The sequence below is a fragment of the Priestia sp. TSO9 genome (assembly GCF_021029645.1).
Taxonomy (GTDB): domain Bacteria; phylum Bacillota; class Bacilli; order Bacillales; family Bacillaceae_H; genus Priestia; species Priestia megaterium_E.
On sequence record NZ_JAJEKD010000015.1, the window covers coordinates 1,208,760 to 1,226,039 of the forward strand.

Annotated in this window: 18 protein-coding genes; 1 reads left to right on the top strand and 17 read right to left on the bottom strand. The window is 40.3% G+C overall.

The genetic code is table 11. The annotated features are described in order from the left end of the window. Positions 1-19: 19 nt before the first annotated feature. The 12 genes from rnc to LJC66_RS21475 form a co-directional block, all read right to left on the bottom strand. Complete coding sequence (rnc, locus tag LJC66_RS21420; protein WP_028410797.1) at positions 20-766, bottom strand: ribonuclease III; 747 nt, start codon at positions 764-766, stop codon at positions 20-22. Between the two features lie 180 nt (positions 767-946). Then, complete coding sequence (gene acpP, locus LJC66_RS21425; RefSeq protein ID WP_013058905.1) at positions 947-1,180, bottom strand: acyl carrier protein; 234 nt, start codon at positions 1,178-1,180, stop codon at positions 947-949. Positions 1,181-1,318: 138 nt separating this feature from the next. After that, positions 1,319-2,059 (bottom strand): 3-oxoacyl-[acyl-carrier-protein] reductase, encoded by a 741-nt coding sequence (gene fabG, locus LJC66_RS21430; RefSeq protein ID WP_013058906.1) that lies wholly within the window; start codon positions 2,057-2,059, stop codon positions 1,319-1,321. A gap of 1 nt (position 2,060) precedes the next feature. Then, positions 2,061-3,005: an ACP S-malonyltransferase gene (gene fabD / locus LJC66_RS21435; RefSeq protein WP_050689658.1), complete on the bottom strand. Its 945-nt coding sequence runs from the start codon at positions 3,003-3,005 to the stop codon at positions 2,061-2,063. Between the two features lie 3 nt (positions 3,006-3,008). Further along, positions 3,009-4,013, bottom strand: coding sequence for a phosphate acyltransferase PlsX (gene plsX, locus LJC66_RS21440; protein ID WP_028410795.1), 1,005 nt, complete (start codon positions 4,011-4,013; stop codon positions 3,009-3,011). Between the two features lie 20 nt (positions 4,014-4,033). Further along, positions 4,034-4,597, bottom strand: coding sequence for a transcription factor FapR (gene fapR / locus LJC66_RS21445; protein WP_013058909.1), 564 nt, complete (start codon positions 4,595-4,597; stop codon positions 4,034-4,036). A gap of 424 nt (positions 4,598-5,021) precedes the next feature. Further along, positions 5,022-7,070: an ATP-dependent DNA helicase RecG gene (recG, locus tag LJC66_RS21450; RefSeq protein WP_025750343.1), complete on the bottom strand. Its 2,049-nt coding sequence runs from the start codon at positions 7,068-7,070 to the stop codon at positions 5,022-5,024. Next, positions 7,063-7,950: an L-serine ammonia-lyase, iron-sulfur-dependent, subunit alpha gene (gene sdaAA, locus LJC66_RS21455; protein ID WP_013084817.1), complete on the bottom strand. Its 888-nt coding sequence runs from the start codon at positions 7,948-7,950 to the stop codon at positions 7,063-7,065. The genes recG and sdaAA overlap by 8 nt, the downstream gene beginning before the upstream one ends. 98 nt (positions 7,951-8,048) lie before the next feature. Continuing rightward, complete coding sequence (gene sdaAB, locus LJC66_RS21460) at positions 8,049-8,711, bottom strand: L-serine ammonia-lyase, iron-sulfur-dependent subunit beta (protein WP_013058911.1); 663 nt, start codon at positions 8,709-8,711, stop codon at positions 8,049-8,051. Positions 8,712-8,923: 212 nt separating this feature from the next. Next, positions 8,924-9,952, bottom strand: a complete 1,029-nt coding sequence (locus LJC66_RS21465) for a PTS sugar transporter subunit IIC (RefSeq protein ID WP_028410793.1) — start codon at positions 9,950-9,952, stop codon at positions 8,924-8,926. A 197-nt stretch (positions 9,953-10,149) separates the two neighbouring features. After that, entirely contained in the window at positions 10,150-11,817 is a 1,668-nt protein-coding gene (locus LJC66_RS21470) for a DAK2 domain-containing protein (protein WP_230933508.1), read from the bottom strand. Between the two features lie 16 nt (positions 11,818-11,833). After that, entirely contained in the window at positions 11,834-12,196 is a 363-nt protein-coding gene (locus LJC66_RS21475) for an Asp23/Gls24 family envelope stress response protein (protein ID WP_013058913.1), read from the bottom strand. A 314-nt stretch (positions 12,197-12,510) separates the two neighbouring features. Between LJC66_RS21475 and rpmB the strand changes: the two genes are divergently transcribed. After that, positions 12,511-12,699, top strand: coding sequence for a 50S ribosomal protein L28 (gene rpmB, locus LJC66_RS21480; protein WP_013058914.1), 189 nt, complete (start codon positions 12,511-12,513; stop codon positions 12,697-12,699). A gap of 57 nt (positions 12,700-12,756) precedes the next feature. On the opposite strand, the gene spoVM is transcribed toward rpmB, so the two are convergent. The 5 genes from spoVM to pknB form a co-directional block, all read right to left on the bottom strand. Then, complete coding sequence (gene spoVM / locus LJC66_RS21485; protein ID WP_016765421.1) at positions 12,757-12,837, bottom strand: stage V sporulation protein SpoVM; 81 nt, start codon at positions 12,835-12,837, stop codon at positions 12,757-12,759. Between the two features lie 79 nt (positions 12,838-12,916). Continuing rightward, a complete protein-coding gene (locus LJC66_RS21490) occupies positions 12,917-13,564 on the bottom strand; it encodes a thiamine diphosphokinase (protein WP_230933509.1) in 648 nt (215 codons plus the stop codon). A gap of 116 nt (positions 13,565-13,680) precedes the next feature. Then, complete coding sequence (rpe, locus tag LJC66_RS21495; protein WP_013058916.1) at positions 13,681-14,337, bottom strand: ribulose-phosphate 3-epimerase; 657 nt, start codon at positions 14,335-14,337, stop codon at positions 13,681-13,683. Positions 14,338-14,339: 2 nt separating this feature from the next. After that, positions 14,340-15,221, bottom strand: a complete 882-nt coding sequence (gene rsgA, locus LJC66_RS21500) for a ribosome small subunit-dependent GTPase A (protein WP_013084823.1) — start codon at positions 15,219-15,221, stop codon at positions 14,340-14,342. Positions 15,222-15,234: 13 nt separating this feature from the next. Further along, positions 15,235-17,280, bottom strand: coding sequence for a Stk1 family PASTA domain-containing Ser/Thr kinase (pknB, locus tag LJC66_RS21505; protein WP_028410789.1), 2,046 nt, complete (start codon positions 17,278-17,280; stop codon positions 15,235-15,237).

Sequence of the window (17,280 nt, forward strand, 5' to 3'; positions counted from 1 at the left end):
CGTTAAGAGGGGGATCATTTTATTTCGTTTGACTTGCTCTAATTTTCGTAATAGCTACTTGAGCTGCTTTTTGCTCTGCTTCTTTTTTCGAACGCCCTACACCAACGCCGAGCTCTTCACCATTTAACGATACGCGAGATAAGAATTCGCGATTATGCGCTGGACCTTTTTCTTGCAAAACTTTGTATTCTAAGTGTCCAACTCCATCACGTTGAATCACTTCTTGAAGCTGGCTTTTGAAATCCATCACATGAGAAAAAGCACCTTCATTAATTTTTGGAAAGACAACTTTTTTTAGAATCGTTACTACCGTATCAAGCCCTTGGTCTAAATAAAGAGCTCCGATAAATGCTTCAAACACATCGGCCAGTAAAGCCGGTCTAGATCGGCCGCCTGTCATCTCTTCACCTTTTCCAAGTAACACTAGTTTACCAAAATCCATTTCATTTGCAAAAGTAACAAGCGACGGTTCGCACACAACTGCTGCACGAAGCTTCGTTAACTCACCTTCACTCATCGTTGGATATTTTTTAAATAAAAATTGTGATACGGTTAGTTCTAATACAGCATCTCCTAAAAACTCAAGACGCTCGTTGTCTTCATACGGTCTTCTGCGATGCTCATTCACATAGGATGAATGTGTAAATGCTTGAAAAAGAAGCGCTTCATTTGTAAACTGAATACCAATTTCCTTTTGAAACTCTGCAAAATTTTGCTTGAATTTCACGTTTATCTTTCGATCTCGATTTGAATATTGTTTAGGCATAAAATACCTCCGCTTACCTGCTTCAATTGTTTCGTAGTTTTTTCCTAACATCTCTCATTATAAAACGAGGTATCCTAAAAGATACACTACCTTTTCAAAAAAAGAGGTCTTTTTTTGAAATTCTTAAAAAGAAGAGAAAGCCCCGCTGTTTAACGGGGCTTTTCATACATATACTACAGATTAAATTTGGCTCTGTATGTAATTAACTGCATCTCCTACAGTTGAAATTTTTTCAGCTTCTTCGTCAGAAATTTCGATATCGAATTCCTCTTCAAGCTCCATTACAAATTCAACTACGTCTAGAGAGTCAGCACCTAAGTCTTCTTTGAAACTAGATTCTAGTTTCACTTCACTTTTGTCTACACCAAGACGATCAACAATGATTGTTGTTACGCGTTCTAGTACCTCTGCCATTGTTCTTCACCTCCCCTCAAGTCATTATAGATGATTTCCATCTAAAATACTATGGTTGAATAATAAAGTTTATCGGTCGCCTAGTAAACGTCCCTTTGTACTTTATCACCAAATTACACTTTTCGTAAAGTGCCTTTTTTACATCACCATTCCGCCGTCAACGTGAATCGTTTGACCCGTAATATAGCGGCTTGCATCTGATGCTAAAAACGCAACTGCGTTCGCAACATCCTCAGGCTGGCCGAAGCTTGCAAGAGGAATTTGCTTTAACATTTCCGCCTGCACTTCTTCATTCAATTTATCCGTCATGTCTGTTGCAATGAAACCAGGAGCAACTGCATTCACTGTAATATTGCGGCTTGCTAATTCTTTAGCAGTTGTTTTTGTTAAACCAATCACGCCTGATTTTGCTGCTACATAATTTGCTTGTCCAGCATTACCGCTGACGCCGACAATTGATGAAATATTAATGATACGTCCTGCGCGCTGCTTCATCATTTGACGAGTAACCGCTTTTGTACACAAAAATACGCCTTTTAAGTTTGTATTAATAACATCATCCCATTCGTCTTCTTTCATACGCATAAGAAGATTATCACGTGTGATGCCCGCATTGTTCACTAAAATATCTACTGAACCAAATGTAGAAATCGCTTCTTTTATCATTGCTTGTACAGAATCACTTTCCGCCACATTTGCTTGTACAGCAATTGCATCCGTTCCTAATCCTTTAATTTCATCCACTACTTCAAGAGCTTTCGCTTCACTACCAGAATAGTTTACAACTACTTTAGCACCAAGCTTTCCGAGCTCAATTGCAACGGCACGACCAATTCCGCGAGAAGCGCCTGTTACAACCGCAACTTTCCCTTGTAACATGTTATTCTCCCCCTTTTAGTGCGTCAATCGTTGATTTTAATGATGTAAGATCATTAACAGCATAAACAGCCGCACGGCGATTTACTTTTTTCACAAGACCTGATAATACTTTTCCTGGTCCAATTTCAACAAATGTATCTACACCTTCTGCAAGAAGTGTCTCAACTGTTTCTTCCCATCTCACCGGAGAATACAGCTGTTCCACTAGCTTGTTTTGAATATCTTGACTGTCAGTAACCGGCTTTGCTGTTACGTTTGCTATGACTGGAACTTTCGCATCGCTAAAGCCCACTGTTTCTAGCGTATCACGTAGTTTTTCAGCGGCTGGCTTCATTAAACTAGAGTGGAACGGACCGCTTACCACTAGAGGAATCACGCGTTTTGCACCTTTTTCTTTGGCAAGAGCTCCAGCTTTTTCTACGCCATTTACCGTACCTGAAATAACAATTTGACCCGGACAGTTAATATTTGCAAGCTGGACAGCGTCGCCTTCGCTTGTAATTTGAGCGGTAACAGCTTCTAGATCTTCTGCTGACATGCCAAGCACTGCTGACATTGTACCTTGACCTGCTGGTACAGCTTCGTCCATATAGCGACCTCTTTTGTGAACAGCAACAACGGCATCTTCAAACGATAAAACCTCAGCAGCCACAAGCGCACTGTATTCTCCTAGACTGTGACCCGCAACAAAATCGGGTGTAATTCCGCTCGTTTTAAATGCTTCAAGCAGCATTGTACTCGTTGCTAAAAGAGCAGGTTGAGCATGATAAGTTAACGTCAATTCTTCTTGAGGCCCTTCAAAAATAATGTTTGAAAGACTGAATCCTAAAGCTTCGTCAGCCGTATGAATCAGCTTTTTCGCTTCCTCTGTTCCATCATATAAATCTTTTCCCATACCAACAGTTTGTGACCCTTGGCCTGGAAAGATAAATGCAATTTTCCCCATTTCTTATCTCTCCTTTTCTTCATTAGCAGTTTGTTCGATTGCTTTTTGAATAGTGGAAGACACATTGTTTTCCACCATATTCACAGCTTGCTTAATCGCGCTAAACACTGCATTCGCATCCGACGAACCGTGCGCTTTGATAACAGGCGCATGCAATCCAAACAGCCCTGCGCCTCCATATTCACTGTAATCCATTTTCGCTTTCAACCCCTGCAGCTGAGGTTTTAGCACCGCTGCGGCTAACTTGCTTTTTAACGTGCTCATTAATTCTTGTTTAATCATAGAAAACAAGGAAAGCGCCGTTCCTTCAATGCTCTTAAGAGTCATATTCCCTGTAAAACCATCTGTTACAACCACATCCGCTACGCCGTTTAGCAAATCACGGGATTCCACGTTGCCTACAAAATTAAGATCAGCATTTTTTAGCAGCTGAAAGGCTTGCTTTGTTAAATCATTTCCTTTTTTATCCTCAGTTCCAATGTTCAGCAGCCCCACTCTAGGAGCTTGAATGCCGCGTACTTTTTCGGCATACACAGACCCCATCACAGCGTACTGGAGCAAATGTTCAGGCTTGGCATCAACGTTTGCACCAACGTCTAGCATCAAAAAGCCTTTTCCATCTAGTGTCGGAAGCGTCGGAGCAAGTGCTGGACGTTCAATGCCTTTGATACGACCTACAATAAAAAGTCCCGCTGTCATTAGCGCACCTGTGTTTCCTGCTGAAATACAAGCATCCGCACGACCTTCGGCTACTTCATTTGCCATTAATACCATAGATGCTTGTTTTTTACGGCGCACAGCTCGCACTGGCTCATCAGTTGCATCAATGGTTTCTTCTGTATGAATAATCGAAATACGATCTGAATTTGTTAAATACTTTTTTATTTCTGATTCGTTTCCAATTAACGTAATATGTAATTCTTTAAATTGAGCAGTAGCTTTTTCTACACCTTCAATAATGGCTTTCGGTGCATGATCTCCGCCCATTGCATCAATAGCTAGTTTCATGTTGCGTCTCATCCTTTTTATTATTTATCCTTTGTAGAACGATACATTTTAAAAGTGCCAGAGAACACTTGCTCTTGCCCTACATAGCTGTTTACCTCAACGGTGGTTCGCACTTCACTAGTTGACAGAACTTTCGCTTTTGCTATCACTCGTTCATGAAGCTTAACAGGGCGATGATAACGGATCGACGCATCTGCTGTGAGCGCTAGTTCGTTGTTAATAACAGCGACAGCTAACGAATTAGCTTGCGCAAAAAGGTGGTGACCACGAGCAATTTGATTACGCTGAAACACATGCTCTGTTTTCACATCAAAAATAGATATCGCTGATTGATCTAGTTCAATGTCGATAACTTCTCCAATTACTTCTTCAATCGGAAGCGAACGCACTTCCTCGTCTAGTTGTTTGGAAGCTACATGCTTAATACGTTCTCGCAGTTCAGGAATCGACAACTCTAGGCGGTCTAATCGAATTGTTTGAACGCTCACTGAAAAACGGTCTGCTAGTTCTTCATCCGTAATAAATGGGTTTTCTTCAATTGTCGTTTTTAATAGCTGCTGTCTTTCTTTTTTACTGCGCTTCATTGTCCACCATCCGAACTTTTAATACTAGGTACTAATAGCAGTATATAATCATTGCCTTCTAATTGCAACATTTTTCACATGCTGTATTCTGTGCATTGACGTCGTAGTAATGGCCACCAGCCGCTAACTCTTTCACTCTAAGCCGCTTTTTATCTTTATAGACGAAAAGAGATTGTCACTTCAATCTAAAGATGAACAAATGGGATAAAGGAGCTCGTATAGATTGCTTGTTACACCGCTGCTGATTTCCGTGCAAGACTTCGCTTTCCCCGCAGGAGTGCCATGCCCTTTACTTAACAGTTAGAAGCACCTACATACCCATCACATACATGAAATCTACGTTCATCACCACAATGAAAAAAATCCGAACGATTGATCGTTCGGATTTTCCTTCAACTAAACTACTTTGTTTCAGTCTCTTTTACTAATCAAATTTTTCTCCAGTCAATACGCCCGTTGCTTCTAGTTGTATTCTCAGCAGTGCAAACTGATCTTCTGTCCAAAAGCTGTCGGAATTTACAAGCTTAGCAGCATCTTCTCGAGCTACTTCAAGCGCACGGTAATCGTGCACCATATCGGCTACTTTAAACTCAGGCATCCCGCTTTGTTTTCTGCCAAAGAAATCACCAGGTCCACGAAGCTCTAAGTCTCTTTCTGATAATACAAATCCATCGTTTGTTTCCGTCATAATGGTCATTCGTTCTTTTCCAACTTCTGATTTCGGATCCGCGAGCAGAATGCAATACGACTGTGCATCTCCTCGTCCTACGCGTCCTCTTAGCTGATGAAGCTGAGATAACCCAAAGCGCTCTGCATCATAAATGACCATCACGGTTGCATTCGGAACGTTCACTCCTACTTCTACAACCGTTGTTGATACTAAAATCTGCACGTCATTTACGCTAAACTGTTTCATCACTTCTTCTTTTTCATCAGGTGACAATCTTCCGTGCATGAGACCAACGCTTGCTTTTCCATTAAAATAGTGAGTGAGTGTTGCATGTACATCAATTGCATTTTGAACATCCAGCTTGTCCGATTCTTCAATCAACGGACAAATAACGTAAGCTTGTCTGCCGTCATGTATTTCTTTTTCAACGAAATGTAAAATACGTTCAAGCATATCATGTTTTACCCAGTATGTTTCAATTGCCTTACGTCCTGCTGGCATTTCATCAATAATGGACACATCCATTTCTCCAAACACCGTAATAGCAAGAGTTCTTGGAATAGGAGTCGCCGTCATAAACAGTACATCAGGACTCTCTCCTTTTTCACGTAAAACCCGGCGCTGCCCAACTCCAAAGCGGTGCTGTTCATCCGTAATGACGAGTCCTAAGCTATTATATATAACTTCGTCTTGAATTAAGGCATGTGTACCTACTAATACATGAACATCTCCGTCTTTCACTCGCTGAAGCAGCTCTCTTCTTGCTTTTCCTTTAACAGACCCTGTTAGCAAGCCTACGCTGATTCCTACCTTTTCAAGCATCGCAGTCAATGACTCAGCATGCTGTTCAGCTAAAATTTCAGTCGGTACCATTAAAGCACCTTGATGCCCTGCTAAAACAGTGGCGTATAAAGCAACCGCTGCTACGACTGTTTTACCTGACCCTACATCACCTTGCAGCAAGCGATTCATGCGATAAGGCGATTTCATATCGTGCGTAATTTCGTTTACTACACGTTTTTGAGCGTTTGTTAACGGAAACGGCAGCAAGTTCGTGAAGTTTACCAGCTCAGTTGAATCAAACGCTTGCTTCATTCCAGGCGTTTCTTCTCTTTCGCGCTTTCTAAGCGCCTGCATTTTTAATTGAAAAAGTAGAAATTCTTCATAGACAAATCGACGTCTTGCTTGTTTTAAATCTTCATGATCACGAGGCAAGTGAATACTTCTAACCGCTTCTTCACGCGTTACTAGTTTGTATCTAGAACGAATAGAAGCCGGGAGCATATCCTGAATGCTGCTGCCATAATTCTTCAACGCAAGAGAGACGAACTTCCGCATTCCTTTGACCGTTAAGCTGCCTTTAACCGAGTAAACAGGCTCAATCGTTTGATTTTTAACAAACGGAGAAAATTGAAGCTCCTGCAAGTTAATCGTTTGCCGATGCTGATCCCATTTCCCCGTAACCGTAACAGTTTGATCGATTTCTAACTTTGACTTATAGTAAGGGCGATTAAAACAAGTAACCGTAATCAAATAGCGGTTTACTAGCAGTCGAAATGTCAGGCGCGAACGTTTTTTTCCGTAATACGTAAGCGAGGGGACGCTGTGAACCTTTCCTTCTACGGTGACCTTTTCGTCGTGCTTTGCTTCAGCCAAATCTTTTAACTCATAATCTTCATAGCGGTATGGGAAATGTTCTAATAAGTCATGCACACTGTGAATATGCATATCCTCTAATGCTTGTGCTGTTTCCTCTCCAATACCTTTAATGGTTTTAATTGAAATAGTTGTTAGTTCATTCACTTTTGTTTAATGCAATACCAAAGATCTTCGCTTCAAGCTCGCGACCTGTTGGTGTTGCCGCTAAGCCTCCTTGTGCAGTTTCTCGTAATGCAACCGGCATTGTTTGACCAATTTTATACATAGCATCAATGACTTCATCACATGGAATACGACTTGTAATGCCTGCCAAGGCCATATCTGCTGCAATCATTGCATTCGCCGCTCCCATTGCGTTTCGTTTCACACATGGAACTTCTACTAGCCCCGCTACTGGGTCACATACTAATCCTAGCATATTTTTGAGAGTAATTGCCATTGCTTCAGCTGCCTGACTAGGTGTACCTCCTGCCATTTCAACAATCGCTGCTGCTGCCATACCTGAAGCTGAACCAACTTCTGCTTGACATCCGCCTGCTGCTCCTGAAATAGACGCATTATTGGCTACAACAAACCCAAAAGCACCTGATGTAAATAAAAATTCAATCATTTCTTTACGAGTTGGGTTTAGCTTATGTTGCACTGCAAACAGCGTTCCTGGCACTACCCCCGCAGATCCAGCAGTAGGCGTTGCACAGATTGTCCCCATTGCCGCATTTACTTCGTTTGTCGCTACAGCTTTGCTGACTGCATCTAAAATTAAATTTCCAGATAAAGATTTTCCACTTTGAATATAGTTTTGAAGCAGCACTGCATCTCCGCCTGTTAAACCTGTAACAGACTGTACCCCTTTTAAACCTCGTTCAACCGCTTCTTCCATAACCGTTAAGTTCCGGTCCATTTTTTCCATAATTTCTTCACGAGTAACTCCCGTGATATCTATTTCCTGTTGAATCATAATCTCTGCAATTTTTACATTTTGACTTTCTGCTAATTCTACTAGTTCTGCTACGTTTCGAAACATAGTAACCTCCGCTATTATTCTGTCTTATTTTCACTTCAGAATCATCTATAACCACTCGGCTCCAGTTATTCTCTCAAGCCGTTCCTATTCGCTCTATCCTACTCCACCATTCTTGTTACTTGAATAATGTGAGGTAATGTTTTTAACTCTTCAATTACATCATCTTCAATATTCGTATCCATTTCAATTGCCATGAGCGCTACTTCTCCGCGCTCTTTGCGAGATACTTCCATATGTCCGATATTAATTGAATGTTTCATCAAAATATTCGTAACGGTCGCAATGGCACCAAATCGATCATTATGCACAACGAGAATAGCTGGATTCATGCCTGATAAATTTAATTCAAATCCGTTCAGCTCCGTAATTTGAATTTTTCCTCCGCCAATTGAAATTCCAACAACTTCAATTTCCTTTAATCCGTCGCTCATTTTGATGCGAGCAGTATTCGGATGATCTGTGATTGCCGCTTCCTCAACAAATGTGACGTCCATTCCTTCTTTTTTAGCTAAGTCCAAAGATTGCGGAATACGCTGGTCGAACGTATCAAAATCTAAAATACCGCCAATTAGCGCTACGTCTGTTCCGTGCCCTTTATACGTTTGAGCAAAAGAACCGTACAGTGAAACCACAACTTTTGTGGGCTGCTTGCCAAAAAGCGTTCGGGCAACGCGTCCAATACGCGCTGCACCAGCTGTATGCGAGCTGGATGGTCCAATCATTACCGGACCAATAATATCAAAGACAGATTTATATTTCATAAGGATTTTCCCCCTGCTATTTAGACATTGTTATTACTTATATGTTACTTGAGCTTTTGACTTTTTGGAAGCTTTGTTTCACGCTCTTAAAAAATTTAAAAATTCTCATTTTTATTAGGGATTCACGCACAAAAAAAGCAGTGTATTTATCCATAAAAATAAGATAAGCACACCGCTTTTTTTGCTATATTATGCAGGAAAAGATAAATTACTTAAGCTGCTTCTTGCTCGGAAGCTACATCGTCTACTGTTTTAATTTTAAAGTTTTTAAAAACAACTGAACCTATAAATCCAGCTAATGCTCCCGCTAGTGCGCAAAGCACTGCACAAATTGTGACCTTCATAGGGTCATTAAACCCAAACATCACTGCAAGTCCTGCGATGGGCGTTGCCGTGCCTGCAGCATCATTTACCAATCCGAACAGAGCCACAACCACACCCGCCATTGCACCTCCAACAAAGTTTGTAATGTAAATAGGAATTGGATTTGCTGAAATAATATTCGCTTGCGTTAAAGGTTCAACTGCAACTGAAATGGTTGTACGACGATCCCCAATTTTTAATCGATCAAACAGCACATAGTTCATGAAAGAAGAACCAAACACAGCAAGAGCTCCAATCGCCATAGGCAATCCCGTTAACCCTAGCATAGCCGTTAAAGCCATTGAGCTAAGCGGAGCCGTTGCTACTACTGTAATAACTCCCCCTAAAATAATTCCCATCAAAATAGGGCTAGCACTTGTTGTATCTTTGATAATTCCTCCAATATTTAAAAGAGTCGCATCTACAATAGGTGAGAATGCATTACCAATTAATCTTGTTAAAGGTGCCGCAATTAAGATGTTGCCTAATAAGTCTAGACCAGCAGGTGCCTTTTTCTCAATAAATTTCACGACAAATGCCATGAGGTATCCCGCAAAAAATCCAGGAAGCAAGCCTAGCCCTGAACACACCACTCCCATCATAAGAGCATATACAGGAGATACTCCTAACGCCAAAGCAACTAGTGCTGCCGCTGCAACTCCTCCCATTCCTCCTGCAGCCTTTCCAACTTCACCCAGGAATGAAATACCTAGTAAATCTCCTCCTACATATGACTGAAAGGCCTCTACGAGAAACGCAGCTACCGCTCCGCTTGCCAGAGCCCCCATTGCTTTCATGCCGTAAGGTGCCTTGTTGCTAAACAACCAAAATAAAAATAAAACTAATAATAATAAACCTGTTCCTTTTAAAATATCCACTGTTGTCTCTCCTCTCATGCTGTTTTCTTTCACATTTGACTTAATCAGTTTTCAAAACTACCATATAAACGGGTTCTTTTCAACTAATATACCTAACATACCGAACGATTACAACACTTAAAAATAAAATAGTTCGTATTTAACTTAAAAAAACACCAAAAAAGAAGCGCCCCTCGGGAGGGATGCTTCTTTTTTGGTTATTCAATTGCAAAAATGTAAGAATATAAAGGTTGATCTCCTTTATGAAGCTCTACTTCAACTTCTTCAAACGTTTCTTCTACAAACGATGTTAGCGCTTCAGCTTCATCGTCTGAGACGTCCTCGCCTTGAAGAATCGTAAGGATTTCCGCTTCCTCATCCATCATATAAGTCAAAAGCTTTTTTGCTGCTTCTAATTTCTCTGAATCTTTTACGACGATTTTCTTTTCGGCAATACCCATAAAATCGCCTTTAGCTAATTCAAGGCCATCAATATTTGTATCGCGAACTGCATACGTTACTTGTCCTGTTTTCACGTGCTGTAGAGCTTCTGTCATTACTTCCTCATTTTCTTTTAAGCTTTGCTGAGGATTAAATGATAGCAGCGCTGTCATTCCTTGAGGAACCGTTTTAGACGGGACAACCGAAACGTGACTGCCGGCAACAGCAGCCGCTTGGTTAGCAGCCATCACAATATTTCCGTTATTAGGTAAAATCAGTACCTGTTCAGCATTTGTTTCTTCAATCGCTTTGACAATATCCTCCGTACTTGGATTCATTGTTTGTCCGCCTTCAATGACAACCGTTGCCCCAAGGCTCTTGAACAATTCAGCAATTCCTTTTCCCATTGACACAGTAACAATGCCAAAGGGCTGTTTTTCAGCATTTTTTACTGCAGGCTTTTCTTCACCTGAAACAATGCTGCTATGCTGTTCTCTCATGTTTTCAATCTTCATTTTAATTAAACTTCCGTACTGCTGCCCGTAGTTTAACACTTCTCCAGGATGCTCGGCGTGAATATGAACTTTCACGATTTCATCATCAGATACTACAAGCAATGAGTCGCCCCATTTACTTAAGTCTTGACGAAACGTTTCTTCAGAAAATGTTTTAGCTGCAGGCTTATCCTCTTCCAGCCTTACCATAAATTCTGTACAATAGCCAAATTCAATATCTTCTGTATTCATATGGCTTTGCGCATGCTTATGATGCTCAGCATTTACGAGTTCATTCATTGAAGGGGCTGACATGGGTACACCCGGAAGTTTTTCACCTTTTAATTCAGCTAAAAAGCCTTCATAAATTAAAACAAGCCCTTGACCTCCGCTATCCACTACGCCTACTTCTTTTAACACGGGTAAAAGATCTGGCGTGCGATTTAACGAAGCATTAGCTTCCTTAAGTACTTCTTCCATGAACAGAATCATATCAGATTGCTTTTTAGCAACAGCCGCTGCTTTTTTAGCAGTATCCTTAGCTACTGTTAAAATGGTTCCTTCGATTGGTTTCATAACAGCTTTATAAGCAGTTTCTACACCAAGCTCAAGGGCTTCAGCAAACTCTACTGTTGTAATCGCTGACTTTTGCTCAACCGATTTCGCAAAACCGCGGAATAATTGAGATAAAATAACTCCTGAATTACCGCGCGCGCCCATCAATAAGCCCTTAGACAAAGCTTGACTCACTTGGCCGATGTGATCAGATAGTTTATTTTTCACTTCTTTAGCACCAGACGTAATCGATAAGTTCATATTTGTTCCAGTATCGCCATCTGGTACGGGAAAAACGTTCAGCGCATCTACATAATCTGCATTGTTAGATAGATGCTGGGCTCCTTGAAGCACCATTTCTCTAAACCGCTTTCCGTCTAACGTTGTCATTGACACGAATCTTCCTCCTTAATTAAACGTTCGTTACACGAACACCCTGCACATAAATATTTACTGAATCAACCGTTAAACCAACCGTTTGTTCCAGTGTGTATTTTACTTTTGTTTGCACATTATGAGCAATTTCAGAAATTTTTGTTCCATAGCTTACGATAATGTACATGTCGATATGTACGTCATCCTCTTCTTGTCTTACCACAATACCTCGTGTAAAGTTTTCTTTGCGAAGAATTTCTGTAAGACCATCTTTAAGCTGATTTTTTGAAGCCATTCCGACAATCCCGTAACAATCAACAGCTGCTCCTCCAGCAATTGTTGCAATTACATCTGTAGAGATATCAATTTGACCATACTTCGTTTTCATTTCGATGGACATACTCGTTCCCCTTTCTACTTTCATAGGTTATAAATATTCTACTATAATCAATCTCGTTTTAAAAGAGGCGTCCAGCTTGTCCCTTTTAAAGATGACAGTATTAGGTATCAACTTGTCTTAAAATAAGTAATAGCCCAAGTTATACCTATTTCTACTCTCTATATTATTGAACATAGATTCATTTTATATGTCAAGGAAAATTTCTTGAAAGCTTTTCTCCAGAACTATTGCATTCTCTGTAAGGCTATGATAAATTAATATAGTATTTCTCAAAACAGAATTGAGTAGTTTTTTTGGTGTTAGGAGGGAAAATCATGGCACGCAAATGTGTAGTAACTGGTAGAAAAGCTCGTTCAGGTAACGCACGTTCTCACGCAATGAACGCTACTAAGCGTAAATGGGGTGCTAACGTTCAAAAAGTACGTATCTTAGTGAACGGTAAACCAAAACGTGTGTACGTTTCAGCTAGAGCCCTTAAGTCTGGTAAAGTTCAACGCGTTTAATCTTTATAATGAAAAAGCACCATATTTTATGGTGCTTCTTTTATTATTCCGGCGTTGTTAATCTTTTTTGAACGAATTAAGCATGACCTTTACGATCCCACCTAAAAACTTTGGAAGTTTGATTGTATAGAATTTCATACTGTCCCTCCTAACCGTCTCCACACTTTATCTCCTTTTAAAGAAAGCCCTATGTCCTGCTCTCATTTTCCATACTTCATCACAAGCAACGTTTATCATTGCTTCTTACCATCATTAATATGCCTTTTGCAAATGAAAAAGTACCTCTTTGTTGAATAAGTTCATTGCTAATACATAAAGTTGAGCCGAGTTCTACTTCATGCTTATTGAGCGGATATTTGAAACCTTCTAGCGTAAGCTCTTTTACACTGCCTGCAAATGGAACGAATGAAATATAGTGAAATTCCTTGAAATGATCTACATGATAAGTGCCTGGTTCAAACAATTGAATGATATTTTGATTGTCAATCATTTGTACATTCGCTTTCTTTTTTAACCCTTTGTACAGGAGCTGAATGCTTCCAAACATGTGGTCAAGCCTTCCACCTGTTGCTCCAAAGATACAAATACTGTCCGGTTTTTGCTCTATTGCCCACTCAAAGGCAAGCTCCAAATCCGTTGCATCTTTTTCTGCAGGATACAGTTCAACATCTTGTAATGCTTCTCTCACTAGCTTAAGCTGCGCATTTGTAATGGAATCAAAATCTCCGAATGCTTTTACGGGCAAAATGTCTTGCTGAAGAAGAAGGAATACGCCGCGGTCTACTCCTACCCACTTTACATCATTTGATTGGTGCAAGGGCGGCATATGTTCATCCGGTCCCCCTGCTAGAATATGAATTTTCATTATGTATATGCTCCTTTTCTATTAAAAAATGAACGAAATAACTATGTTTTCTTTATCCTAAAAGAAAAAGCTGCTGTGTACAAGTTCTACTCGTTGTACACAGCAGCTTTTATTACTTACGCTTGAACAGTTGTGCGAATTTGACTAATTGCGCCAGCTCGGTCTTCTTGGTTATAAATAGCTGAGCCAGCCACTAAGACATTTGCTCCTGCTTCCACACATTTTCTTGCTGTTTCTTCATTAATTCCTCCATCAACCTCTACTTCAATAGAAAGGTGACGAATTTCAATAAGCTGAGAGATTTGCTCAATTTTCGGCAGTACACTCGGAATAAAGTTTTGTCCTCCAAAGCCTGGGTTCACCGTCATTAATAAAATAAGATCGATATCTTCTAAGATATGCTTTACCACGTCAATTGGCGTTGCAGGATTTAAAGCAACGCCTGCTTTCATGCCGTGCTCTTTGATTAATTGAATGGTGCGGTGCAAATGAGTACACGCTTCAGCATGTACCGTTAAAATATCAGCACCTGCCTTTGCAAACATTGGAACGTATTGATCTGGGTTTTCAATCATTAAATGCACATCTAATGGCAGTGTTGTGACAGGGCGTACAGCCTCAACGATAAGCGGTCCAATTGTAATATTAGGAACAAAATGGCCATCCATAACGTCTATATGGATGTAGTCTGCTCCACCTGCTTCAACTTCACGAATTTCTTCAGCAAGCTTTGAAAAATTGGCAGATAAAATGGAAGGTGCGATTTTTGTCATTTTTAATACCTCGGCTTTCTTTGCTTAATTTCCTCAATAAATTGCAAGTAATGTTCGTAGCGATAACTCGGAATTTCTTTTTGTTCGTATGCTTCTTTCACCGCACATTTTGGTTCTTTCACATGCAAACAACCTCGAAATTTACACTGTTCACTCAAACGCGACATTTCAGGAAAACAATGGGTTAACTCTTCTACTTCTAACGTTAAAAATTCCAGTGAGCTAAAGCCTGGCGTATCGGCTACTAAACCTTCACCAAACGAAATCAGTTCTACATGACGTGTTGTATGCTTTCCTCTTCCAAGCGACATTGAAATATCATTTGTCTTTAACTCAAGCTCTGGTTTAAGTGTATTTAACAGTGAAGATTTACCTACACCTGACTGTCCGGCAATAACCGTTACGCGATCTTCAAATAACGGCTGAATTTGTTCCATGCCTTTTTCTGTGACTGTCGACGTTAAAATGACCTCATATCCTATTTTACGATATTCTTCGGCATATTGCTCGATTTCTTGCTTTTGCTGCTGTGATAAAAGATCTACTTTTGAAATACAAATAATAGGTTCAATATGATTAGACTCCACTAACACTAAAAATCGGTCAAGAAGCATCGTGCTAAAATCAGGTTCAATCGCTGAAAAAACAAGCAGCGCCTGATCAACATTTGAAATTGGGGGACGAACTAATTCATTTTTACGTTCTTTAATTTCAAGTATATATCCTTCAAGCTTATTTTCTGCCTGAAATACTACATTGTCACCGACTAAAGGCGTTACCTTCTTTTTACGAAAAACACCTCGTCCTCGACATTGCGTTACTTGTCCGTCATGAAGAACATAATAAAATCCGCTAAGGGATTTAATAATTCTTCCTTCTGGCATAACCTCACTCCTATCACTCTGGATATTCAACGTCTTTTTCTTCAATAACTTCCCCGTCTCGGACAATTTTATAAGACGCTTTTTCATTTTCATCAACTAAAACATCGAACGATTCTTTTGTTGTTTCAGTAATCGTTAGTTCTTTAGCAGGAACGGACATATCGTTATCTGCATCTTCGATATAAATTTGTACTTTTTGCGGCTTTGGCTTTTCCTCTTCTGTTCCGGTGGCATCGCCTGTTTCCGTTGCGTCGCCTTGTTCCGTGCTTGCTTCGGTGTCAGTCTCTTCTTTATACGGAATAGTCACATCCACTGACACCGTTTGAGGAGCTTTTGGCTCCTTGCCCATTGAGACCGTAATGGTGAGCTTATCACCTTGCTCGATACTCTGCTCCGCTGCAGGCTTTTGAGACATCACAAGACCTTTTTCAACAGTGTCGGAATACGCTGTTTTTACGTCCACTTCAATATCTTCATCTGACGCATAATCTTTTACGCTTTTTTCCGTCCAGCCCGAGAAATCCTTTAATGTAATCTTCGGCGGACCCTTACTTACCCATAGCGTAACCGTTGTATCTTCGGGCACGACTTGTTCGGTTTCTTTAGGCGTCTGATCTGTAATATTGCCTTTTGGTTCTGTGCTTTCAACTTCGATGGATTGGATATCTTTATAATTCTGCTTTTCTAACAGACTTTTTACTTCCGTAAAGCTTCTTCCAATGTACCGATTAAATGCTTCTTTTTTCTTTCCTGTACTCCGATAAATAATGACATTAGATCCTTCTTTGATAACGTCTCCCGCTTCTGGCATCGTTTTAACCACGTCGCCTTCTTCCACCTCATTATCAGATATATCTTTAGGATTCTTCACTTTAAAGCCTAAAGAAACTAAATCGGTTACTGCTGATTCATAATCTTGATTATGTAAATCAGGAACCTTTACGTCTTTTGGCAGTAATAAAGCCGGAATAAATGTAACGGCGGCTACGCTAGCAGCTGCCAGCAGCAAAAAAATTAAAACAAGCGTTACAATCAGCTTGCTCTTGCCTTTTTTCTTTTTCTTCTTTTTTTTCTTCGGCTTTAACTCTTCTTCCTCTTGTTCTTCCCGCTCTAAGTGAGGCGGTTTTCTCACAGGTACGTGCGTTTCTTCGGATTCAACAAAATCCTCCTTAATAACTGGAATGGCTTTTGTCACTTCTTCATCATCAGGCACCGTAAACCTTTGTTCATTATAACGATTTGGATGAACAGCAGACTGTAAATCCGCTTCGAGTTCTTCGACGGAACTGTATCGGTAAAATGGATCTTTAGTTGTTGCTTTTAATACAACATTCTCCACGCTTTGAGGGATAGATGGATTCCATCTTTTAGGAGAAGGTGTTTCTGTCTGTAAATGTTTTAAGGCAATTGACACAGCCGATTCCCCAGAAAAAGGGACTCGACCCGTTAGCAATTCAAATAGGACGATGCCAAGCGAATAAATATCAGAACGCTTATTCGCAAGCCCTCCCCTTGCCTGTTCAGGAGATAAATAATGAACAGAGCCCAAAACAGAATTAGTATGCGTAATGGTTGTAGAACTTAGTGCTACGGCAATGCCGAAGTCAGTAACTTTAATGGTATCATCATGATCAATTAAAATATTTTGAGGCTTAATATCCCGGTGAATAATTCCGTACTGATGAGCATGGGCAATAGCTGATGTAATCTGCGTCATAATATGTATGGCTTTATCAAGAGATAGTGGTGATTCTTGCAGAATGTATTGCTTTAATGTCATACCCGGTACATATTCCATGATGATATAGTAAATATCTTCTTCTTCTCCAACATCATAAATGCTGACGATATTAGGATGAGCAATACTCGTAGCAGATTGTGCTTCTCGATGGAAACGCTTTATAAACGCATCGTCACTTGCAAAGTCTAAACGAAGCACTTTAATTGCCACATCACGATCCAAAATCATGTCGCGACCTAAATAGACGTTTGCCATTCCGCCTCCACCAATTACTTGCAATACCTTATAACGGTCGTTTAGCCGTCTACCTATTAGCAA